Below are 19,567 nucleotides of genomic sequence, written 5' to 3'. Positions count from 1 at the left end.
GAGAGTGACCGGCGCTCCGCTAGGTTCTGGGGGCCCGATCCGGACCCCTCTGGCCCTCTGGAGCGTGTCGGCCGTGAGCAAGTCGCAGTACGAGACGTATGAGGCGTACGGCCTCGGCGCCGCACCGCCCGGCGCACCCGGCGGCGCGCTGCCGGTCCGGTACGACGTGGAGCCGGCGGCGCACGCGCGGGCGGGCGAGCCGGTCCTGCCACGGCAGGGCGCGGGCGCCCCGCCGCCGGCGGAGGAGGCACGCGAGCACCGCGACCACGGCTCGGCAGACCTCCCGGTGGACGGTGACGGCGGGGAACCGGACGGGCGGGCCGCGCGCCGGCGCAAGGTCCGCGGTGGGGAGCGCCCGGAATCCGCCGTGCGCCGTCTGCTGCCGCAGGCGCTCGTGGTGGCCTTCCTCGCCGGCGGCACCACCGCCTTCGTCGCCAAGGACAAGGCGATCGAGCTGAGCGTCGACGGCAACCGGCGCACCCTGCACACCTTCGCCGACGACGTGGGCGAGCTGCTCGCCGAGGAGGGCGTACGGGTGGGAGCGCACGACATGGTCGCGCCCGCCCCCGGCACGGAACTCACCAGCGGCGACGAGGTCGCGGTGCGCTACGGCCGCCCCCTGTGGCTCACCCTGGACGGCCACCGGCAGCAGGTGTGGACGACGGCGCACACCGTGGCCGGCGCACTGGAGCAGCTGGGGGTGCGCGCCGAGGGCGCCTATCTGTCGGCCTCCCGCTCCCGGCGCATCTCACGCGCCGGGCTCGCGCTCGACGTACGCACCGAGCGCGCCGTCACCGTCATGGCGGACGGCCGGACCCGGACCGTCCGCACCAACGCGGCCACCGTCCGGGAGGTGGTCGAGGAGGCCGGGGTCATCCTGCGCGGCCAGGACACCCTCTCCGTCCCGGGGGACAGCTTCCCGCGCGACGGACAGACCGTGACCGTGCTGCGGGTGACCGGCCGGCGGGAGGTCCACGAGGAGCCGATCCCGTTCCCGGCCGTACGGATCACCGACCGCACGCTCTTCCAGGGCACCGAGGTCGTCACCCAGCCCGGCCGGCCCGGACTGCGCCGCACCGTCTACTACGTGCGCACCGTCAACGGGGTCCGGCAGCGCCCGCGCCCGGAGAGCACCGAGCTGGTGCGCGCGCCCCGCACCCAGGTGGTGAAGGTCGGCACCCGGCCGCGGCCCGCCTCCGTGCACGACACGGGCCCCCTCGACTGGCACGCCCTCGCCGTCTGCGAGTCCGGCGCCCGCCCGGACGCCGTCGACCCCTCGGGCACCTACGGCGGCCTCTACCAGTTCGACACCCGCACCTGGCACAGCCTCGGCGGCAAGGGCCGGCCCCAGGACGCCTCCCCGGAGGAACAGACGTACCGCGCGAAGAAGCTGTACGTGCAGCGGGGGGCGAGCCCGTGGCCGCACTGCGGCGCGAGGCTGCGGGGGTAGCCCCCCGGCCCGCCGCTCGCGCCTCCCCCGGCACCCCGGCCCCCCGCACCCCCGTACCCTTGTCCCGTGACCAGCCCCACCCCCGACGCCCTCCTCGGCCCGGCCGACATCCGTGAGCTCGCGGCAGCGCTCGGTGTCCGCCCCACCAAGCAGCGCGGCCAGAACTTCGTGATCGACGCCAACACCGTCCGCCGGATCGTCCGCACCGCCGACGTCCGCCCCGACGACGTGGTGGTGGAGGTCGGCCCCGGGCTCGGCTCGCTCACCCTCGCGCTGCTGGAGGTCGCCGACCGGGTCACCGCCGTCGAGATCGACGACGTACTCGCCGCGGCTCTCCCCGCGACCATCACCGCGCGCATGCCGGAACGCGCCGACCGGTTCGCGCTGGTCCACTCCGACGCGATGCACGTCACCGAGCTGCCCGGCCCCGCGCCGACGGCCCTGGTGGCGAACCTGCCGTACAACGTGGCCGTGCCGGTGCTGCTGCACATGCTCGACACCTTCCCGAGCATCGAGCGGACGCTGGTGATGGTGCAGTCCGAGGTCGCCGACCGGCTCGCCGCCGGGCCCGGGAACAAGGTGTACGGCGTGCCGTCCGTGAAGGCCAACTGGTACGCCGAGGTCAAGCGGGCCGGTGCCATCGGCCGGAACGTGTTCTGGCCGGCGCCGAACGTCGACAGCGGACTGGTGTCCCTGGTCCGGCGGACCGAGCCGATCCGGACGACCGCCTCCAAGCGGGAGGTCTTCGCGGTGGTCGACGCGGCGTTCGCCCAGCGCCGCAAGACCCTGCGGGCCGCGCTCGCCGGCTGGGCCGGCTCGGCGGCGGCGGCCGAGGCGGCCCTGGTCGCGGCCGGGGTCTCGCCGCAGGCACGCGGGGAGTCGCTGACGGTCGAGGAGTTCGCGCGGATCGCCGAACACAAGGAGAGCGGCAAGTGAGCGTCACGGTACGCGTCCCGGCCAAGGTCAACGTCCAGCTCGCGGTGGGCGCCGCCCGCCCCGACGGGTTCCACGACCTCGCCAACGTCTTCCTCGCCGTCGGCCTCTACGACGAGGTGACGGCGACCCCGGCGGCGGAACTCCGGATCACCTGCGAGGGCCCGGACGCCGGCCAGGTCCCCCTGGACCGCACCAACCTCGCCGCGCGCGCGGCGATCGCCCTCGCCGGGCGCCGGGGCATCGAGCCGGACGTGCACCTCCACATCGCCAAGGACATCCCGGTCGCCGGCGGCATGGCGGGCGGCAGCGCGGACGGCGCGGCCGCGCTGCTCGCCTGCGACACGCTGTGGGGTACGGGCGCCTCGCGCGAGGAACTCCTGGAGATCTGCGCCGAGCTGGGCAGCGATGTGCCGTTCAGCCTGGTCGGCGGGGCGGCGCTCGGCGTCGGGCGCGGTGAGCGGCTGACGGAGCTGGAGGTCGGCGGCGCCTTCCACTGGGTGTTCGCGATGGCCGGGCGCGGGCTGTCCACCCCGGCGGTGTTCCGCGAGTTCGACCGGCTGGCCGAGGGTCGTCAGATCCCGGAGCCGGTGGCGTCGGCGGACCTGCTGGCGGCGCTGGCGAAGGGTGACGCGGACGCGCTGGCCGCGACCGTCTCCAACGACCTCCAGCCGGCGGCGCTGTCCCTGTTCCCGGAGCTGGCGGACACGCTGGCGGCGGGGCGCGAGGCGGGGGCGCTGGCCGCGCTGGTCTCCGGGTCCGGCCCTACGACGGCGTTCCTCGTGCGGGACGCCGGGGCGGCGGAGAAGGTGGCCGGGGCCCTGCGGGTGTCGGGGACGTGCGGGGCGGTACGGACGGCGGCGGGGCCGGTGACGGGGGCTACGGTTCTCTGAGGCTCAGAGGTTGTCGATGGCGGTCAGGTCGATGTCGATGTCGAACGGGACGGAGACCTTCAAACGGTTGTGGTGAATTCCGGTGACCGTGTAGCTCTTGGTGACCGGATCACGCTCGTACACGTAGACGACCGGCCGCGCGTCCTCTCCCACCATCTCCACCAGCCAGAAGTGGGCGATCCCCGCAGCGGCGTACTTGCGTGGCTTGGTGTCGCGGTCGCGGGACTCCGATTCCGGCGAAACGACCTCCACGGCGAGGACGACATCGGCGGCTCGGAACGACGTCTGGCGGCGCTCGGTGACGGCCTCCGCGCGAAGCAGGGAGACGTCCGGCTCGGGCGCGTTCTTGCGATCGATGACGACGGTCATCTCGCGGCGGACCTTAAACCTCGGAGGCACTGTCCGGCGGAGGCCGCTCACCAGCAGGTCGATGACAATGCTGTGGAAATCCCGCTGCGGGCTCACGAAGACCAGGCTCCCGTCGATCAACTGGGTGTGCGGCGGGAGGTTGGGCAGGGTGAACAGGTCGTCCACGCTCCAGCCATCCGCCGGAGGCACGGGCCACCGTGAGGTCGGCTCGGCGTCGGGCGCGGCGGCCTCGGAGATCGGCTCGGCAGTCATGGTTCCTCCCATGGATGGGATCCTGCGACCTGCTTCCCCACCGTAGCGGCCCCATCCCGATCACGTCATCACAAAGAGTGACAACCCCCTCGCGCCCCGCCCCTCACCCCCGAAGCCCTACGCTAGAAGGCTGACCCACACGGTGGAGCCGCATGTCGATACCGCCCCGCGCACAGGAGTGAAATGGCCGTCAACCTGGTCAATGTCGAGAACGTCAGCAAGGTCTACGGCACCCGTGCCCTGCTGGACGGCGTCTCGCTCGGCGTGTCGGAAGGGGACCGGATCGGGGTCGTCGGACGCAACGGCGACGGGAAGACCACCCTCATCCGGATGCTCGCCAAGCTGGAGGAGGCCGACACCGGAAGGGTCACGCACTCCGGCGGGCTGCGGCTCGGCGTGCTCACCCAGCACGACTCCCTCGACCCCGCCGCCACCGTCCGCCACGAGGTGATCGGCGACATGGCCGACCACGAGTGGGCCGGCAACGCCAAGGTCAGGGACGTGCTCACCGGACTGTTCGGCGGGCTGGACCTGCCGGGCTTCCCCAAGGGGCTCGACACCGTCATCGGACCGCTCTCCGGCGGTGAGCGGCGCCGGATCGCGCTGGCCAAGCTGCTCATCGAGGAACAGGACCTGATCGTCCTGGACGAGCCCACCAACCACCTCGACGTCGAGGGCATCGCCTGGCTCGCCGAGCACCTGCGCAACCGGCGCTCGGCGCTGGTGTGCGTCACCCACGACCGCTGGTTCCTGGACCAGGTCTGCACCCGCATGTGGGACGTGCAGCGCGGTGACGTGTACGAGTACGAGGGCGGCTACTCGGACTACGTCTTCGCGCGCGCCGAGCGCGAGCGGATCGCCGCCACCGAGGAGGCCAAGCGGCAGAACCTGATCCGCAAGGAGCTGGCCTGGCTGCGGCGCGGCGCCCCCGCGCGGACCTCCAAGCCGCGCTTCCGGGTGGAGGCCGCCAACGAGCTGATCGCGGACGTGCCGCCGCCCCGGGACAGCGGCGAGCTGATGAAGTTCGCCTCCTCCCGGCTCGGCAAGACGGTCTTCGACCTGGAGGACATCACCCTCCAGGCCGGGCCGAAGGTCCTGCTCAAGCACGTCACCTGGCAGCTCGGACCGGGCGACCGGATCGGTCTGGTCGGCGTCAACGGCGCCGGGAAGACCTCGCTGCTGCGCGCCATGGCCGCCGCCGCCCGCACCGACGGCGAGGAGCAGCCCGCCGGGGGCCGGATCACCGTCGGCAGGACGGTCAAGCTGGCCTACCTCTCCCAGGAGGTCGCCGAACTCGACCCCACCTGGCGGGTGCTGGAGGCCGTGCAGGCGGTCCGGGAGCGCGTCGACCTCGGCAAGGGGCGCGAGATGACGGCCGGGCAGCTGTGCGAGACGTTCGGCTTCGGCAAGGAGAAGCAGTGGACGCCGGTCGGGGACCTCTCCGGCGGCGAGCGGCGGCGGCTCCAGCTGCTGCGGCTGCTCATGGACGAGCCCAACGTGCTCTTCCTGGACGAGCCCACCAACGACCTCGACATCGAGACCCTGACCCAGCTGGAGGACGTCCTCGACGGCTGGCCCGGCTCGATGATCGTCATCTCCCACGACCGGTTCTTCGTGGAGCGGACGACGGACCGGGTGTTCGCGCTGCTCGGCGACGGCACCCTGCGGATGCTGCCGCGCGGCATCGACGAGTACCTGGAGCGGCGCCGGCGCATGGAGGAGGCGGTCGCCGAGCGGACCGCCGCCGCGGCGCCCAAGCCGGTCACGGCGGAGAAGAGCGCCGCCGACCAGCGCGCCGCGAAGAAGGAACTCCAGAAGATCGAGCGCCAGTTGGACAAGATCTCCGAGAAGGAGTCGAAGCTGCACGCGCAGATCGCCGACAACGCCACCGACTTCGCGAAGGTGGCCGAACTGGACGCCCAGTTGCGGGACCTCGCCGGGGAGCGGGAGGAACTGGAGCTGCGCTGGCTGGAACTGGCGGAGGACGCCTGACCCTCGACCCGGCGCGCGGAGGGGGCGCGTGCGCCGGGTGAAGGGGGCGTGAAGACGCGTAACGACGGCGTCACGGGCCGGTCCTCCCTTGGGAACCGGGGAGGGCACGGCCCCCTGTGCTGTCACCGCCGGGTGATAGAAAGAGCCGTCTGAAAACCGTCTGATAAACGGCCCAGAGCCGTCCGTCGCGTGCTTCGGGGCGTGGCTAAAAATCAGTGAACGAGGGGGAAGAGCGCTGATGACCCAGCCGCCCGACCAGCCGCCGCAGAGCGGGTTCGGAGCACCGGGAGCACCACAGGAGCAGCCGCCGCGGCCGGGTGGTTTCGGCGCGCCTCGAACCCCGCCCGCCCAGGGCGGCTTCGGCGCCCCTCCGCCCCCGCAGACGCCTCCGGCGCAGGGCGGCTTCGGCGCGCCCCAGCCCCCCGCCGGGCCCCCGCAGCCCCAGCCGGGCTACGGCTACCCGCAGCCGGGCCCGTACGGCAACGCCCCGGGCCCCTACGGTCAGCCGCAGCAGGGCCCCTACGGGTACCCGCAGCAGGCTCCGCAGCAGCCGGGCCCGTACGGCGCCCCGCAGCCCGGTTACGGACAGCCGCCGCAGCCGCCGTACCCCGGCATGCCCGGGGCCGCGCCCGGCATACCCGGGGCCCCGGCCGGCGGACCGGCCTCGAAGAAGAAGACGGCGCTGGTCGTCGGGTCCGCGGTCGCCGCGCTGCTCGTCATCGGCGGCACGGTGTTCGCGGTCACCGCCGGCGGCGACGACGAGGGCGGCGGCAAGAAGCCCGTCGCCCAGGGCAGCGACGGCCCCGGGCACTCCGCCACCGCCTCGCCGACGACCTCCGGCGGCGCGGACCCGGACCACCTCAACGACGGACGCGGCCCCGGCGAGGCCAAGGTCCTCTGGTACGCGCCGCCCCCCGACGCCCCCGCCTCCGGTGCCGACGCGCCCGGCATGTGGATCGCCGGCGACACCGCGGTGAAGGCGGCCTACAAGCAGGTCTTCGCCTTCGGCGCCGCGGACGGCCGCACCGCCTGGGGGCCGGTCTCCTTCCCGCAGAAGATCTGCGCGGTCACCCCGCACAAGTCGGCCGACGACAAGATCGTCGTGGCGTACATGAGCGGTGGCGGCGAGCACGCCAAGTGCAACCAGCTCCAGCAGCTCGACCTGCGCACCGGCGAGAAGGGCTGGAGCGGCGAGGTCGCCGACGGCGGCCTGTTCGACAGCGCCCTCACCATCGAGCTGACGGTCAGCGGCAGGACGCTGATGGTGGGCCGGTCGCAGTCGGGCACGGCGTACGACATCGACAGCGGCAAGAAGCTGTACGACAAGAAGCGGTACGGCTCGGCCTGCTTCCCGGCCGCCTACGCGGGCGGCACCGACCGGCTGATCCAGGTGGCCTCCTGCGGCGTCGGCGGCTCCGACGAGCACGAGGAGCTCCAGGAGCTGGACCCGGCGAACGGCACCGTGCGCTGGACGCAGAAGCTCAAGAAGGGCTGGGAGGTCAGCCGTACCTACTCGGTCGACCCTCTCGTGGTCTATCTGACCAACCGCGAGAAGAAGACCTGGAACATCTCCGTCATCGCCGACGACGGCAAGGTCCGTTCGCAGGTCGTGGTGGACGAGAAGTTCGCCCCCCGCTGCGGCTGGGCGATCCTCGAGCGCGAGCTGCAGGGCTGCCAGGGCGTCGCGGTCGACGGCGACACGCTCTACCTGCCCACCGACGCCACCGTCAGCGCCAACGAGATCGTGGCCGTGGGCCTCGCCGACGGCAAGGAGAAGTGGCGGGTGAAGTCCCCGGGCGACCGGCCGATGTACCCGGTGAAGACCGAGGGCGGCAAGCTCATCGCGTATGTGCAGCCGTCGTACGACAGCGGCGGCCAGGTGGTGTCGGTGCCGACGTCCGGGTCCTCCCACGGCACGACCGCGCTGCTGCGCAACCCGCGGGGCGCCGCCGGTGTCGAGAACACCTTCTACGACGGGGTCCTGGACTGGTCCGGCGGTCGGCTGTTCATCTCCTCGGGCCGGCTGTCCGGCGACGACGACTCCAAGGAGAAGCTGATCATGGCCTTCGGCGACTGAGCCGGGCGCCGGCTCCCGACTTCCCGCGTCCCCTTTTGCCGTCCGCCCGCAGAGCGTCACCGAGGTACCCGTCGCCATGACCCAGCCGCCCCCGCCACCGCCCCACCAGCCCCCGCAGCCGGGCTACGGTTATCCGCCGCAGCCCCCGCAGCCGGGTTACGGCTACCCGCCGCCCCCGTCGCCCCCGCCGGCGCCCGGTTACGGCCCGCCCGGCGCGCAGCCGAACCCGTACGCCCAGCAGCCGCCGGCCCCGCCGGCCCAGCCCCCGGCGTACGCTCCCCAGCCGCCCGCCGGGTACGCCCCCCAGCCGAACAACCCCTACGCCCAGCCCGCCCCGCCCGTGCCGGGCCCGCAGCCGGGCTACGGCTATCCGGGCCCGGGGCAGCCGCCGACCGCGCCGATGACGCCCCGGCCGGTGCCGGGCGGCGGCCGGCGGAACACCACCCTGTTCATCGTGGTGGCGGCGGTCGTCGCCATCGCGCTGATCGTCGGCGGCGGCATCTGGTACGCCGGTTCCGCCGGGGACGACGGCCACTCCCACGACCCCGTCTCCTCCGCCGGCCAGACCGGCTCCGCGGGCGGCGGCTCCGGCGGCCCGGTGAGCGGGGGCGGCGGCAAGGAGAAGGTGCCGGCCGACCCGGCCGCCAAGGTGCTGTTCAAGGTGGAGCTGCCCACGACGGACGACACGGTCGTCACCTCCGGCTCCTGGCTGACCGACACGGTGTACGCCAAGAGCGGCATCGCGGAGATCAACGGCTACGACCCGGTCCGGGGCACCCGGCTGTGGACGGTCAAGCTGCCCGGCCCGATCTGCGCGGCCAGCGACCATGTGAACGAGGACGGCCGGACGGCGGTCACCTTCCAGCCGAAGATGCCCGCGAAGGGCTCCTCCGAGGGGTGCAGCCAGGTCGCCGCGATCGACCTCGCCGCGGGCAAGCGGCTGTGGACGAAGTCGGTCAACTCCGGTGACTACCCGGTCACCTTCGAGAATGTGACGGTCGCCCAGCACACGGTCGCGCTCGGCAGCACCGACGGCGGTGCCGCGTTCGACATCGACTCCGGCAAGGTGCTGTGGCAGCCCAAGGCGGGCGACTCCTGCTCCGACGACGGATACGGCGGCGGCGCCCGGCTGGTCGCGGTGCGCAAGTGCGGCGTGTCCGACAGCCGGAAGCTGCACATCCAGAACATCGACCCGAAGACCGGCAAGGTGATCTCCGAGTACACGATGCCCGACGGCGTCGAGTACGCGTCCGTCGTCTCCACCGACCCCCTCGTGGTCGCCGCCGACGTCGGCGACGCCGCGGGCGACGGCAGCGGTGTCTCGGACTACTTCTCCATCGACGGCAGGACCGGCGCGCTGCTCGCCCGGATCGCCGCGCCCAGCGACACCTACGGGGGCCGTTGCGACGGCATCACCCGAGTCGAGGGCTGCAACCAGGTCGTCGCCGGCAACGGCAGGCTGTACCTGATGACCGAGTCGCACGACGGCCAGGCCCAGTACAGCAGGACGAACGAGATCGTCGCCTTCGACCTGCGCACCGGCAAGCCGACCGGGCAGCGCGCCGAGGCCGGCGACGGCTACACGCTCTCCCCGCTGCGCATGGACGGCGGCAACCTGCTGGCCTACAACGCGCCGCCGTACAACAAGGGCGGCCAGGTCGTCAGCATCGACGGCGGCACCTTCAAGGTGACCAAGCTGCTGGAGAACCCCGCCGAGCGCAGCGTGCACACGGCGGAGACCAGCCTGCTGCCCGAGTACGCCGAGGTGCTCTTCGGCAAGGGCCGCCTGTACATGTCGGCCCAGTTCGCCCACAAGCGCAACCGGACGTACGACCAGGAGTACCTGGTGATGGCGTTCGGCACGGACGGCTGACCGGCCGCCGGCGCCCTCGCCGGACTCGCCCGAACGAGTGAACTGCCCAGTGGTGCCCCGGATTTCATCGATCCGGGGCACTTCTCTTCTGGAGGGGCAGCGCGACGTCGAACAAGCGTGTAGCTTCCGGGGGCATGAAGCGCGGGGGGTGCCGGGGGGACTGGGGGGTTGCTCAATGGGAGTGCGGCTCGTGGTCGTCGACGACCATCGCCTGCTCGCGGAGGCGCTGGCGTCGGCGCTCAAGCTGCGCGGGCACCGGGTGGTCGCCGCGGCGGCACCGGCCGCGGGCGCGGCGGACCTGGTGATCGCGCGGGCACCCGAGGTGTGCCTGCTGGGGACGGCGGCTCCGGCCGAGCCGGGCGCCTTCGACCCGGTGGTCAAGATCAAGCGGGAGCGTCCGCAGGTGGCGGTGGTGGTGCTCGGCCCGGTGCCGTCGCCGCGCGGCATCGCGGCGGCCTTCGCGGCGGGCGCGTCGGGGTACGTACGGCACGACGAGCGGATCGAGGGCGTCGAGCGGGCCATGACGAAGGCCCGCGCCGGGGAGGCGGCCGTCGCCCCGCAGCTGCTCCAGGGCGCGTTCGCGGAGCTGCTGAACCCGGCCGCGCAGCCCGACGACGAGGCCCAGCGGCTGCTGGAGATGCTGACGCCGCGCGAGGTGGAGGTGCTGATCCGGGTGGCCGACGGCGAGGACACCCGTCTGATCGCGGCGGGCATGGGCATCGCCCCCAGCACGGCCCGCACCCACGTCCAGCGGGTCCTGATGAAACTGGGCGTCGGCTCCCGCCTGGAGGCAGCGGCCCTGGCCGCCCGCACGGGCTTGCTGGAACGGGCCGGGCCACGTCGGAACACGGGCCCGGCTTAGGCGTCCGGAGGGGCGCGCTACTCCGTCCGGTCGTCCTCCGGGGGCAGCACCGTGGGCCGCAGCTTCAGCCACGCCAGGAAGAAGATCCCCAGCAGCAGCATGCCGATCCCGGTCCACAGGTTGATGTTGACGCCCTCGGCCTTGTCGATCGCGGCCTGGGAGTCGGTGATCCCGGTGAGGGTGACGATGACGCCGTAGACCACGAACAGCCCGCCGATGATGCGGCGCAGGTCGAAGATGCGGGCCGCCGTCGCGGACTTGGTCTCCAGCTCGGAGACCTCCCGCTGGACGTCCTGCTCGGTGTAGTGCTCCGGACGGTGCTCAGGATGCTCGGTCATGGTTTCCTCGATCCTCCCGCGTCAGAACGAGAACGGGATGTAGCAGGCGGCGGCCAGGACGACCGCGCCCCAGCCCAGCAGGGCCGGCTTGCGGTACCACGCGTCGTCGCCCTCGGCGGGCGGCTCGGACATGCCGGGGGAGCGGGTGCCGTAGACCAGGCCCTGGAGCTCCTCCGCCGGCTTCGGCTTGGTGAACAGGGACACCGCGATCATCACGACCGCGCCGGCGACGAACCCCGCGATGGCGGAGACGAAGTTGGCGCCCTGGTCGGAGGGGATGGAGATGACGCCCTTCTTGTAGAAGACGAAGTAGTTGATCATCGCCGCGGTGGTGCCGGCGAGCAGGCCCCAGAAGCCGGACTTGGCGGACGCGCGCTTCCAGAACATGCCGACGATGAAGACGACGAACATCGGCACGTTGAAGAAGGAGAACAGCGTCTGGAGGTAGCTCATGATGTTCGAGAACGAGGACGCCAGGAACGCCGTGCCGACGGAGGCGCAGACGCCGATCACGGTGATCAGCCGGCCGAACCGCACGTAGTACTCGTCCTCGCGGCCCCGCACCACGTACTTGGCCCAGATGTCGTTGGTGAACACCGTGTTGAACGACGACACGTTCGCCGCCATGCCCGCCATGAAGGCCGCCAGCAGACCGGTGACGGCGATGCCGAGCACGCCGTTGGGCAGCAGTTCCTGCATCAGGTAGGGGATGGCGTCGTTGTACTCGAGCCCGGACTTCTCGCTGCCGATGTTCGGCACGAGCGCGGCGGCGACCAGGCCGGGGATCATCACCAGGAAGACGATGAAGATCTTCGGGAAGGCGGCGATGAGCGGGGTGCGCTGCCCGGCGGAGAGGTTCTTCGCGGACAGGGCGCGCTGCACCTCCGCGAAGTTGGTCGTCCAGTAGCCGAAGGAGAGCACGAAGCCGAGGCCGAGGACGATGGTGAGCCAGTTGGCGCCGAGCGGGTTGGCCTCGCCGATGCCGGTGCCGCCCCAGGCGGTGGTGAAGTCGGCGCCGTGCTGCGCGGTGAGCTTGTCGGTCAGTCCGTCCCAGCCGCCGGCCTTCTTCAGGCCGAGCACGGTGATGGGGATGAGCGCGGCGAGGATCACGAAGAACTGGAGCACCTCGTTGTAGATCGCCGAGGACAGGCCGCCCAGGGTGATGTAACCGAGCACCAGGGCGCCGGCGACGACGATGGCGACCCACTGCGGCCAGCCGAGCAGCGCCTCGACGACGAGCGCGAGGGCGTAGAGGTTGACGCCGGCGATGAGCACCGCGGCGAACGCGAAGAGGGCGGAGCTGAGCAGGTGGGCGGCCTTGTCGAAGCGCAGCAGCAGGAACTCGGGGACCGAGCGGACCTTGCTGCCGTAGTAGAAGGGCATCATCACCAGGCCGAGGAAAACCATGGCGGGGATGGCGCCGATCCAGTACCAGTGGACGGTGTAGGCGCCGTACTGGGCGCTGTTGGCCGCCATGCCCAGGATCTCGGTGGCCGCCAGGTTCGCCGAGATGAAGGCGAGGCCGGTGATCCAGGCGGGCAGCGAGCGTCCGGAGAGGAAGAAGTCGAGGCTGGTCTTGACGGAGCGGCGGGCGGCGAGACCGATGCCGAGGACGACGACGAAGTAGATCGCCAGGATCGTGTAGTCCAGCCAGTTGGTGGGGAGCCGTAGCTCCGCCGCCAGGGAGGTGGGGGCGTATGTGGGGGTTTGCATGAGCACTCGCTTCGTTGCGCGAACTGATCCAAGCGGAACCTACGCCGCCGTGTTCGTTATTTGAACACTTTGACTGGTGTTCTTTGTTTGATTGTGATCGAGCGCGAGGGTGTCGAGTTGTGGTCTGTTATGTTTGATTGTGTTGAGTGATGGAGTGAGGGTGTGGAGGAGTCCGGCGTGAAGAAGACCCCGACCCGGCTTGCCGACGGTCGTGAGCTGATCTACTACGACCTTCGGGACGACACCGTGCGCGACGCGGCCGACCGGCGTCCCCTGGACCGTACGGTCACCACGTCCGAGATCCGCCGCGACCCGCTGCTCGGCGACGCCGTCGCCATCGCCTCGCACCGCCAGGGCCGCACCTACCACCCGCCGGCCGACGAGTGCCCCCTGTGCCCCACGCACGGCGACCGGCTCAGCGAGATCCCGGACTCCTCGTACGACGTGGTGGTCTTCGAGAACCGCTTCCCCTCCCTCGCCGGCGACTCCGGCCGCTGCGAGGTCGTCTGCTTCACCCCCGACCACGACGCCTCCTTCGCCGACCTCACTCCGGAGCAGGCCCGCCTGGTGCTGGACGCGTGGACGGACCGCACCGCGGAGCTGTCCCATCTGCCCTCCGTCGAGCAGGTGTTCTGCTTCGAGAACCGCGGTGCCGAGATCGGCGTGACCCTGGGCCACCCGCACGGGCAGATCTACGCCTACCCCTTCACCACCCCGCGCACGGCGCTGATGCTCCGCTCGCTCGCCGCGCACAAGGAGGCCACCGGCGGGGAGAACCTGTTCGACGCGGTCCTGGAACGCGAACTGGCCGACGAGCGGGTCGTCCTGGAGGGTGAACACTGGGTGGCCTTCGTGCCGTACGCGGCCCACTGGCCGTACGAGGTCCACCTGTACCCCAGGCGCCGGGTGCCCGACCTGCTCGCGCTGGACGAGGCGGCCCGCACAGAGTTCCCCCAGGTGTATCTGGAACTCTTGAAGCGGTTCGACCGGATCTTCGGCGAAGGCGAGCCTCCGACGCCGTACATCGCGGCCTGGCACCAGGCCCCGTTCGGCACGCTGGAGGAGTTCGACGGTGTGACGCGCGACGACTTCGCGCTCCACCTCGAGCTTTTCACCATCCGCCGCACTTCCGGCAAACTGAAGTTTCTCGCGGGTTCCGAGTCCGGCATGAGCGTGTTCATCAACGACGTGCCGCCGGAGCGCGCGGCCGAGCGACTGCGAGAGGTAGCGAGTTCATGAAGTACCTGGTGACGGGTGGCGCCGGATATGTCGGCAGTGTCGTGGCCCAGCACCTGCTGGAGGCCGGGCACGAGGTCACCGTCCTCGACAACCTCTCCACCGGCTTCCGCGCCGGGGTGCCCGCCGGGGCCGCCTTCATCGAGGGCGACATCCGCGACGCCGCCAAGTGGCTCGACCCCTCCTTCGACGGCGTGCTGCACTTCGCGGCGTTCTCGCAGGTCGGCGAGTCGGTGCTGAAGCCGGAGAAGTACTGGGACAACAACGTCGGCGGCAGCATGGCGCTGCTCGCCGCGATGCGCGAGGCCGGCGTGCGCAAGCTGGTGTTCTCCTCCACCGCGGCGACCTACGGCGAGCCCGAGCAGACCCCCATCCGGGAGACCGCCCCGACGCGGCCCACCAGCCCCTACGGCGCCTCCAAGCTCGCCGTCGACCACATGATCACCGGCGAGGCGCACGCCCACGGCCTGGCCGCGGTCTCCCTGCGCTACTTCAACGTGGCCGGCGCCTACGGCGCGTACGGAGAGCGCCACGACCCCGAGTCGCACCTGATCCCGCTGGTCCTCCAGGTCGCCCAGGGCCGCCGCGAGGCCATCTCGGTCTACGGCGACGACTACCCGACCCCCGACGGCACCTGCGTGCGCGACTACATCCACGTGGCGGACCTGGCCGAGGCCCACCTGCTGGCCCTGGGCGCAGCCGCCCCCGGCGAGCACCTGATCTGCAACCTCGGCAACGGCAACGGCTTCTCCGTGCGCGAGGTCATCGAGACCGTCCGCGAGGTCACCGGCCACCCGATCCCCGAGGTGACCGCGGAGCGCCGCGGCGGCGACCCGGCGGTCCTGGTGGCCTCCGCGGACACCGCCCGCGAGAAGCTGGGCTGGAACCCGACCCGCGCGGATCTCGCGGGCATCGTCGCGGACGCGTGGGAGTTCGCGCAGAGCATCACAAGGGAGCACTAGTGGGGGCACAGCAGGTCGCGGACCGCTTCGCGGAGCTGTACGGGGCGGGTCCGGAGGGCGTCTGGGCGGCGCCGGGCCGGGTCAACCTGATCGGCGAGCACACCGACTACAACGACGGCTTCGTCATGCCGTTCGCCCTGCCGCACCAGGTGGTCGCGGCGGTCTCCCGCCGCACCGACGGCGTCCTGCGCCTGCACTCGGCGGACATCGGGGGCGATATCACCGAGCTGCGCCTGGACGACCTCGCGCCCGGCGGCGACCACGACTGGACGGCCTACCCGGCGGGCGTGGTCTGGGCGCTGCGCGAGGCGGGTCACGAGATCACCGGCGCCGACGTCCACCTGGCGTCCACGGTCCCGACGGGCGCGGGCCTGTCCTCCTCCGCCGCCCTGGAGGTGGTGATCGCGCTCGCCCTGAACGACCTGTACGACCTGGGCCTGAAGGGCTGGCGGCTGGCCCGGCTGTGCCAGCGCGCCGAGAACGTCTACGTCGGCGCGCCCACCGGCATCATGGACCAGACGGCGTCGGCCTGCTGCGAGGCCGGCCACGCGCTGTTCCTGGACACCCGTGACCTGTCCCAGCAGCAGATCCCCTTCGACCTCGCGGCGCAGGGCCTGCGCCTGCTGGTGGTGGACACCCAGGTCAAGCACGCGCACAGCGGCGGCGAGTACGGCAAGCGCCGGGCCGGCTGCGAGAAGGGCGCGGCCCTGCTCGGCGTCGACGCCCTGCGCGACATCCCGTACGACGGCCTGGACGCTGCCCTCGCCCGCCTCGGCGACGAGGAGGAGGTCGTCCGCCTGGTCCGCCACGTCGTGACGGAGAACGAGCGGGTCGAACGCACGGTCGCCCTGCTGCGGTCCGGCGACCCCCGCGCCATCGGCCCGGTCCTCACCGAGGGCCACGCCTCCCTGCGCGACGACTTCCGCATCTCCTGCCCGGAGCTGGACCTGGTGGTCGACACCGCGCTGGTCGGCGGCGCCCTCGGCGCCCGGATGACCGGCGGCGGCTTCGGCGGCTCGGCGATCGTCCTCGCGGAGGCCGCGGACGTCGAGACGCTGACGAAGTCCGTCGAGGAGGCGTTCGCCGCGGCGGGCCTCACCGCGCCCCGCGTCTTCGAGGCGGTTCCGTCGGCGGGTGCCCGGCGGCTCGTCTGACCCGCCGTCAGCGCAGGCGCTTGGTCAGGGTGTACTCCGTGATCCCCGGCGGGTAGTCGGGGATCACGCACACCACCTCGTAGCCCTGTCTGCGGTAGAAGGCGGGGGCCTGGAAGTCCCAGGTCTCCAGGCGGGCGGCGGTGCAGCCGCGGGCGGCGGCCAGCCGTTCCGCCTCGGCGAGCAGGCGGGAGCCGAGGCCCGCGCCGCGGTGCCGGGTGTCGACCCACAGGTAGGTGACGTGCAGCCAGGTCGTCCAGGTGTGGCCGACCAGCCCGCCCGCCAGGTCCCCGGCGGCGTCCAGCCCCCACACGTGCAGCGGGGCCTCGCGTTCGCCGGGGGTGCCGCGCAGCGCGGCCAGCACCGGGGACGCCGCCGTGTTGGTGTCCCGCAAGCGTGAGCGGAGCAGATCGCGTCGCGCCTTGTCGACTTCCGTCTCGATACGAAACATGCGGCACACCATAAACGTGCCGGAGGGTCAGTTCTGCAAATCTCCTTCCGCTGCGTGCCCGCATCCGTACTCTGTGGAACAGCACCGGTGGGGGCCGGTGCCGCTCAGGGGGCGAGACACGCGGGTACGGCGCCCGCGGTCGGGGGTGGCAGTCTTCGCGACGGCGGCGGCCGTGCGGCGTCTCGCCCCTGTCCGCCGGTGTTCGTGCCCGTGCCCGTCGTCGTTCTGCGGACATTCTCCGGGTACGTCCCGGAAGCCGGCTCATTCCGGAGCTTTCCGGACCTTGGACATCCCCGGCTCCACGCGGAGCCCGGGGAAGGGGGTTACGTGGTTCGTATCCGAGTCCTGGTCGTCGACGACCACCGCATCTTCGCCGAGTCGCTGGCCGCCGCCCTGGCCGCCGAACCGGACGTCGACGTCTTCGCGGCCGGCAGCGGCCCGGCCGCGCTGCGCTGCCTGGAGCGGGCGGCCGGCGAGGGCCGCCGCTACGACGTGCTGCTGGTCGACGCCGACCTCGGCGGCCCCCCGCCCGGCGCCCGTCCGGCCGTACCGGTGCGGGACGGCAACGAGGAGGGCCTGGTCGACGGCATCTCCCTGGTCGCCGGGGTGCGCACCGCCCAGCCCGGCGTGCGCACCGTCGTCCTCGCCGACAAGGACGACCCGCGCCGCGCGGCCCTCGCCCTCCAGGCCGGCGCCTCCGGCTGGGTCGCCAAGGACTGTTCGCTGTCCCGGCTGCTGACGGTGATACGGGGCGTGCTGCGCGACGAGACGCATCTGCCGCCCGCGCTGCTCACCGGGGTGCTCAAGGAGCTGACGGCGGCCCGCCGGCACCGCACGGAGAGCGAGCGGCTGGTGGAGTCCCTCACCCCCAGGGAGCGGGAGGTGCTGCGCTGCATGGTCGCCGGGCTGGGCCGCAAGGCCGTCGCCGAGCGGCTGTTCCTCTCCCCGCACACCGTCCGCACCCATATGCAGAACGTCCTCGGCAAGCTGGGCGTCCACTCCACGCTGGCGGCCGTCGCGCTGGCCCGGCGGGCCGGGGTGGGGCCGGTGGACCTAGCCGGGGATGTTGTCGAACGGGGCGGTCAGCTGGCGTAGCAGCCCGGCCAGTTCGGCGCGCTGGGCGCGGGACAGCTCGGCGAGGATCGCCCGCTCCTGCTCCAGCAGCCCCGCCAGCGCCTGGTCCGCGCGGTCCCGGCCCTCGTCGGTCAGCCGGACCAGCACGCCCCGCCGGTCGCTGGGGTCGGGCAGCCGCTCCACCAGGCCCTTCTTCGCCAGCCGGTCGATGCGGTTGGTCATCGTGCCCGAGGTGACCAGGGTCTGCGTCAGCAGCTGGCCGGGGGAGAGCTGGTAGGGCGTGCCCGCGCGGCGCAGCGCGGTCAGCACGTCGAACTCCCAGGGCTCCAGCTGGTGCTCGGAGAAGGCGAGCCGGCGGGCGCGGTCCAGATGCCGGGCGAGCCGGCTCACCCGGCTCAGCACTTCCAGCGGCTCCACGTCGAGGTCCGGGCGCTCCCGGCGCCACGCTGCGACCAGCCGATCGACCTCGTCCTCCATGGAGATCAGTGTAGTGGTTGTGTCGACATGAAGTCTCTTGATATCGAGCCTCTTGATGTAGAGATAAGTTGCGAGGGACAGTGGACCCATGACCACACCCCGCTGGGACCCCGCCCAGTACCTCCGCCACGCCGGCCACCGCACCCGCCCCTTCACCGACCTCCTTGCGCGCGTCCCGGACCCGACCCGCGACCGGCCCCGCGTCGCCGACCTCGGCTGCGGCCCCGGCAACGTCACCGCCCTGCTCGCCGAACGATGGCCCACCGCCCGCATCACCGGCTACGACAACTCCCCCGAGATGCTCGACCGGGCCCGCACCGGACACCAGGGGCCCACGCCGGGCGGCGGCCGGCTCGACTTCGCCCACGCCGACGTGACGACCTGGACGCCCGGGGAGCCGTACGACCTGATCGTCTCCAACGCCACCCTGCAGTGGGTGCCGGGCCACGCCGACCGGTTCGCCGACTGGATCAGCGCCCTCACCCCCGGCGGCACCCTCGCCTTCCAGGTCCCCGACAACCTCGACGCCCCGCTGCACACCCTGCTGCGCGACCTCGTCACCGCACCCCGCTGGCGCTCCCGCCTCGCCGGCGCCGTACGCGCCACCGACTCCGTGCACACCCCCGGCTTCTACCTGGACCGCCTCGCCCGCCTGGGCTGCGCGGCCGACGTGTGGCAGACCACCTACCAGCACGTCCTCCACGGCGAGGACCCGGTGCTCGACTGGGCGAAGGGCACCGCGCTGCGCCCCGCCCTGACCGCCCTCGCCGACGACCCCGAGGCCCGCGAAGCCTTCCTCACCGAGTACCGGACCCTCCTGCGCACCGCCTACCCACCCGCCCCCTACGGCACGGTCCTGCCCTTCCGCCGCCTCTTCACGGTCGCGGTCAAGCCGTAGCCGCCGGCCGGCGGCTCAGTCGCGCGGTGGGCGTGAGGCGAGCGTGCGCCACTCGTCCTCCAGGACGCCGAACACCTCGGAGTCCCGCCAGCCGTCCCGGATCAACGCGGTATGACGATGGCGCCCCTCCCACGTCATGCCGAGCTTCCCCAGTACCCGGGCCGATCCGAGGTTTCGCGGGTCGCAGGTGGCATAGACGCGGTGCAGTCCGAGATCCTCGAACCCCCGCACCAGCAGCGCCTTGCCGATGGCCGTGCCGACGCCCTGGCCCCAGACCCGGGGATGCACGGCATAGGTGATCTCCCCTTGACGCTGTTCCCGGCTCCGGACGCGCAGCTCTCCCATGCCGACCGCCTCACCCCCGACACGCGCCACATAGGCGAACCGTCGCTGAGGCGACTCGGACCAGGCCTGCACCGCGGTCGCCACGAACGCGCGGGTCTGCTCCTCGGTGTTCGGCCCCCAGGTCTGGAAACGGCAGACCTGGGGGAGGGAGGCCCAGGAATGGACGGCCCGCCAGTCCGCGAGTTCGACCCTGCTCAGGATCACCGGTATGTCCGTCACGC

General features: G+C 72.3%; 18 protein-coding genes. 12 read left to right on the top strand and 6 right to left on the bottom strand.

What is annotated here, in order from left to right; genetic code table 11:
- Positions 1-73 precede the first annotated feature (73 nt).
- From HB370_RS17425 to HB370_RS17415, 3 genes are all read left to right on the top strand, one after another.
- The gene (locus HB370_RS17425) at positions 74-1,450 is read left to right on the top strand and encodes a resuscitation-promoting factor (protein WP_030779026.1); all 1,377 of its coding nucleotides are present in this window, start codon (positions 74-76) and stop codon (positions 1,448-1,450) included.
- Between the two features lie 66 nt (positions 1,451-1,516).
- Positions 1,517-2,386 carry a 16S rRNA (adenine(1518)-N(6)/adenine(1519)-N(6))-dimethyltransferase RsmA gene (rsmA, locus tag HB370_RS17420; RefSeq protein ID WP_030779025.1) on the top strand — a complete coding sequence of 290 codons (870 nt, stop codon included), beginning with the start codon at positions 1,517-1,519 and terminating at the stop codon, positions 2,384-2,386.
- Positions 2,383-3,276 carry a 4-(cytidine 5'-diphospho)-2-C-methyl-D-erythritol kinase gene (locus HB370_RS17415; RefSeq protein WP_030779023.1) on the top strand — a complete coding sequence of 298 codons (894 nt, stop codon included), beginning with the start codon at positions 2,383-2,385 and terminating at the stop codon, positions 3,274-3,276. Before rsmA ends, HB370_RS17415 begins: the two co-directional genes overlap by 4 nt.
- Positions 3,277-3,279: 3 nt before the next feature.
- Here HB370_RS17415 and HB370_RS17410 read toward each other — a convergent pair whose 3' ends face one another.
- Complete coding sequence (locus HB370_RS17410; RefSeq protein WP_037701050.1) at positions 3,280-3,897, bottom strand: Uma2 family endonuclease; 618 nt, start codon at positions 3,895-3,897, stop codon at positions 3,280-3,282.
- 183 nt (positions 3,898-4,080) lie between these two features.
- Between HB370_RS17410 and HB370_RS17405 the strand changes: the two genes are divergently transcribed.
- The 4 genes from HB370_RS17405 to HB370_RS17390 all read left to right on the top strand — a co-directional run bounded on the left by HB370_RS17405 (position 4,081) and on the right by HB370_RS17390 (position 10,701).
- Complete coding sequence (locus HB370_RS17405) at positions 4,081-5,889, top strand: ABC-F family ATP-binding cassette domain-containing protein (protein WP_030779020.1); 1,809 nt, start codon at positions 4,081-4,083, stop codon at positions 5,887-5,889.
- Positions 5,890-6,127: 238 nt separating this feature from the next.
- The gene (locus HB370_RS17400) at positions 6,128-7,966 is read left to right on the top strand and encodes a PQQ-binding-like beta-propeller repeat protein (RefSeq protein WP_030779015.1); all 1,839 of its coding nucleotides are present in this window, start codon (positions 6,128-6,130) and stop codon (positions 7,964-7,966) included.
- A 76-nt stretch (positions 7,967-8,042) separates the two neighbouring features.
- Complete coding sequence (locus tag HB370_RS17395) at positions 8,043-9,839, top strand: PQQ-binding-like beta-propeller repeat protein (RefSeq protein ID WP_030779014.1); 1,797 nt, start codon at positions 8,043-8,045, stop codon at positions 9,837-9,839.
- Between the two features lie 175 nt (positions 9,840-10,014).
- The gene (locus tag HB370_RS17390; RefSeq protein ID WP_030779012.1) at positions 10,015-10,701 is read left to right on the top strand and encodes a LuxR C-terminal-related transcriptional regulator; all 687 of its coding nucleotides are present in this window, start codon (positions 10,015-10,017) and stop codon (positions 10,699-10,701) included.
- A 17-nt stretch (positions 10,702-10,718) separates the two neighbouring features.
- Here HB370_RS17390 and HB370_RS17385 read toward each other — a convergent pair whose 3' ends face one another.
- Together HB370_RS17385 and HB370_RS17380 are read right to left on the bottom strand one after the other, a co-directional pair.
- The gene (locus HB370_RS17385; RefSeq protein WP_030779010.1) at positions 10,719-11,039 is read right to left on the bottom strand and encodes a hypothetical protein; all 321 of its coding nucleotides are present in this window, start codon (positions 11,037-11,039) and stop codon (positions 10,719-10,721) included.
- A 21-nt stretch (positions 11,040-11,060) separates the two neighbouring features.
- A complete protein-coding gene (locus tag HB370_RS17380) occupies positions 11,061-12,752 on the bottom strand; it encodes a sodium:solute symporter family protein (RefSeq protein WP_030779009.1) in 1,692 nt (563 codons plus the stop codon).
- Positions 12,753-12,929: 177 nt separating this feature from the next.
- Between HB370_RS17380 and galT the strand changes: the two genes are divergently transcribed.
- Genes galT through galK form a run of 3 tightly spaced genes read left to right on the top strand, consistent with a single transcriptional unit; the run spans position 12,930 to position 16,104 of the window.
- Positions 12,930-13,991 carry a galactose-1-phosphate uridylyltransferase gene (gene galT, locus HB370_RS17375; protein ID WP_030779008.1) on the top strand — a complete coding sequence of 354 codons (1,062 nt, stop codon included), beginning with the start codon at positions 12,930-12,932 and terminating at the stop codon, positions 13,989-13,991.
- The gene (gene galE / locus HB370_RS17370; protein WP_030779007.1) at positions 13,988-14,950 is read left to right on the top strand and encodes a UDP-glucose 4-epimerase GalE; all 963 of its coding nucleotides are present in this window, start codon (positions 13,988-13,990) and stop codon (positions 14,948-14,950) included. Before galT ends, galE begins: the two co-directional genes overlap by 4 nt.
- Positions 14,950-16,104: a galactokinase gene (gene galK, locus HB370_RS17365; protein ID WP_030779005.1), complete on the top strand. Its 1,155-nt coding sequence runs from the start codon at positions 14,950-14,952 to the stop codon at positions 16,102-16,104. The genes galE and galK overlap by 1 nt, the downstream gene beginning before the upstream one ends.
- 7 nt (positions 16,105-16,111) lie before the next feature.
- Here galK and HB370_RS17360 read toward each other — a convergent pair whose 3' ends face one another.
- On the bottom strand, positions 16,112-16,564 hold the full coding sequence (locus HB370_RS17360; RefSeq protein WP_030779003.1) for a GNAT family N-acetyltransferase: 453 nt from the start codon (positions 16,562-16,564) through the stop codon (positions 16,112-16,114).
- A gap of 315 nt (positions 16,565-16,879) precedes the next feature.
- Here HB370_RS17360 and HB370_RS17355 point away from each other — a divergent pair, with 315 nt between their 5' ends.
- Positions 16,880-17,647, top strand: a complete 768-nt coding sequence (locus HB370_RS17355; protein ID WP_030779001.1) for a response regulator transcription factor — start codon at positions 16,880-16,882, stop codon at positions 17,645-17,647.
- Here HB370_RS17355 and tamR read toward each other — a convergent pair.
- On the bottom strand, positions 17,606-18,103 hold the full coding sequence (gene tamR, locus HB370_RS17350) for a MarR family transcriptional regulator TamR (protein WP_030616064.1): 498 nt from the start codon (positions 18,101-18,103) through the stop codon (positions 17,606-17,608). The two genes, HB370_RS17355 and tamR, sit on opposite strands and share 42 nt — an antisense overlap.
- A gap of 88 nt (positions 18,104-18,191) precedes the next feature.
- Here tamR and HB370_RS17345 point away from each other — a divergent pair, with 88 nt between their 5' ends.
- Positions 18,192-19,001 (top strand): trans-aconitate 2-methyltransferase, encoded by an 810-nt coding sequence (locus HB370_RS17345; protein WP_030778999.1) that lies wholly within the window; start codon positions 18,192-18,194, stop codon positions 18,999-19,001.
- 15 nt (positions 19,002-19,016) lie between these two features.
- On the opposite strand, the gene HB370_RS17340 is transcribed toward HB370_RS17345, so the two are convergent.
- The gene (locus HB370_RS17340; protein ID WP_106980609.1) at positions 19,017-19,565 is read right to left on the bottom strand and encodes a GNAT family protein; all 549 of its coding nucleotides are present in this window, start codon (positions 19,563-19,565) and stop codon (positions 19,017-19,019) included.
- Positions 19,566-19,567 lie beyond the last annotated feature (2 nt).

It is taken from the genome of Streptomyces sp. DSM 40868 (assembly GCF_011820545.1).
Classification (GTDB): Bacteria; Actinomycetota; Actinomycetes; order Streptomycetales; family Streptomycetaceae; genus Streptomyces; species Streptomyces eurythermus.
This window is presented reverse-complemented; position numbering and strand designations above follow the sequence as displayed.

Bases quoted from the DNA above. Each gene is read 5' to 3' on its own strand.
- HB370_RS17390 (WP_030779012.1), top strand. From the start codon at position 10,015: ATGGGAGTGCGGCTCGTGGTCGTCGACGACCATCGCCTGCTCGCGGAG.
- HB370_RS17360 (WP_030779003.1), bottom strand. From the start codon at position 16,564: ATGGTGTGCCGCATGTTTCGTATCGAGACGGAAGTCGACAAGGCGCGA.
- HB370_RS17380 (WP_030779009.1), bottom strand. From the start codon at position 12,752: ATGCAAACCCCCACATACGCCCCCACCTCCCTGGCGGCGGAGCTACGG.
- HB370_RS17395 (WP_030779014.1), top strand. From the start codon at position 8,043: ATGACCCAGCCGCCCCCGCCACCGCCCCACCAGCCCCCGCAGCCGGGC.
- HB370_RS17405 (WP_030779020.1), top strand. From the start codon at position 4,081: ATGGCCGTCAACCTGGTCAATGTCGAGAACGTCAGCAAGGTCTACGGC.
- galE (WP_030779007.1), top strand. From the start codon at position 13,988: ATGAAGTACCTGGTGACGGGTGGCGCCGGATATGTCGGCAGTGTCGTG.
- HB370_RS17345 (WP_030778999.1), top strand. From the start codon at position 18,192: ATGACCACACCCCGCTGGGACCCCGCCCAGTACCTCCGCCACGCCGGC.
- HB370_RS17400 (WP_030779015.1), top strand. From the start codon at position 6,128: ATGACCCAGCCGCCCGACCAGCCGCCGCAGAGCGGGTTCGGAGCACCG.
- HB370_RS17385 (WP_030779010.1), bottom strand. From the start codon at position 11,039: ATGACCGAGCATCCTGAGCACCGTCCGGAGCACTACACCGAGCAGGAC.
- HB370_RS17410 (WP_037701050.1), bottom strand. From the start codon at position 3,897: ATGACTGCCGAGCCGATCTCCGAGGCCGCCGCGCCCGACGCCGAGCCG.
- tamR (WP_030616064.1), bottom strand. From the start codon at position 18,103: ATGGAGGACGAGGTCGATCGGCTGGTCGCAGCGTGGCGCCGGGAGCGC.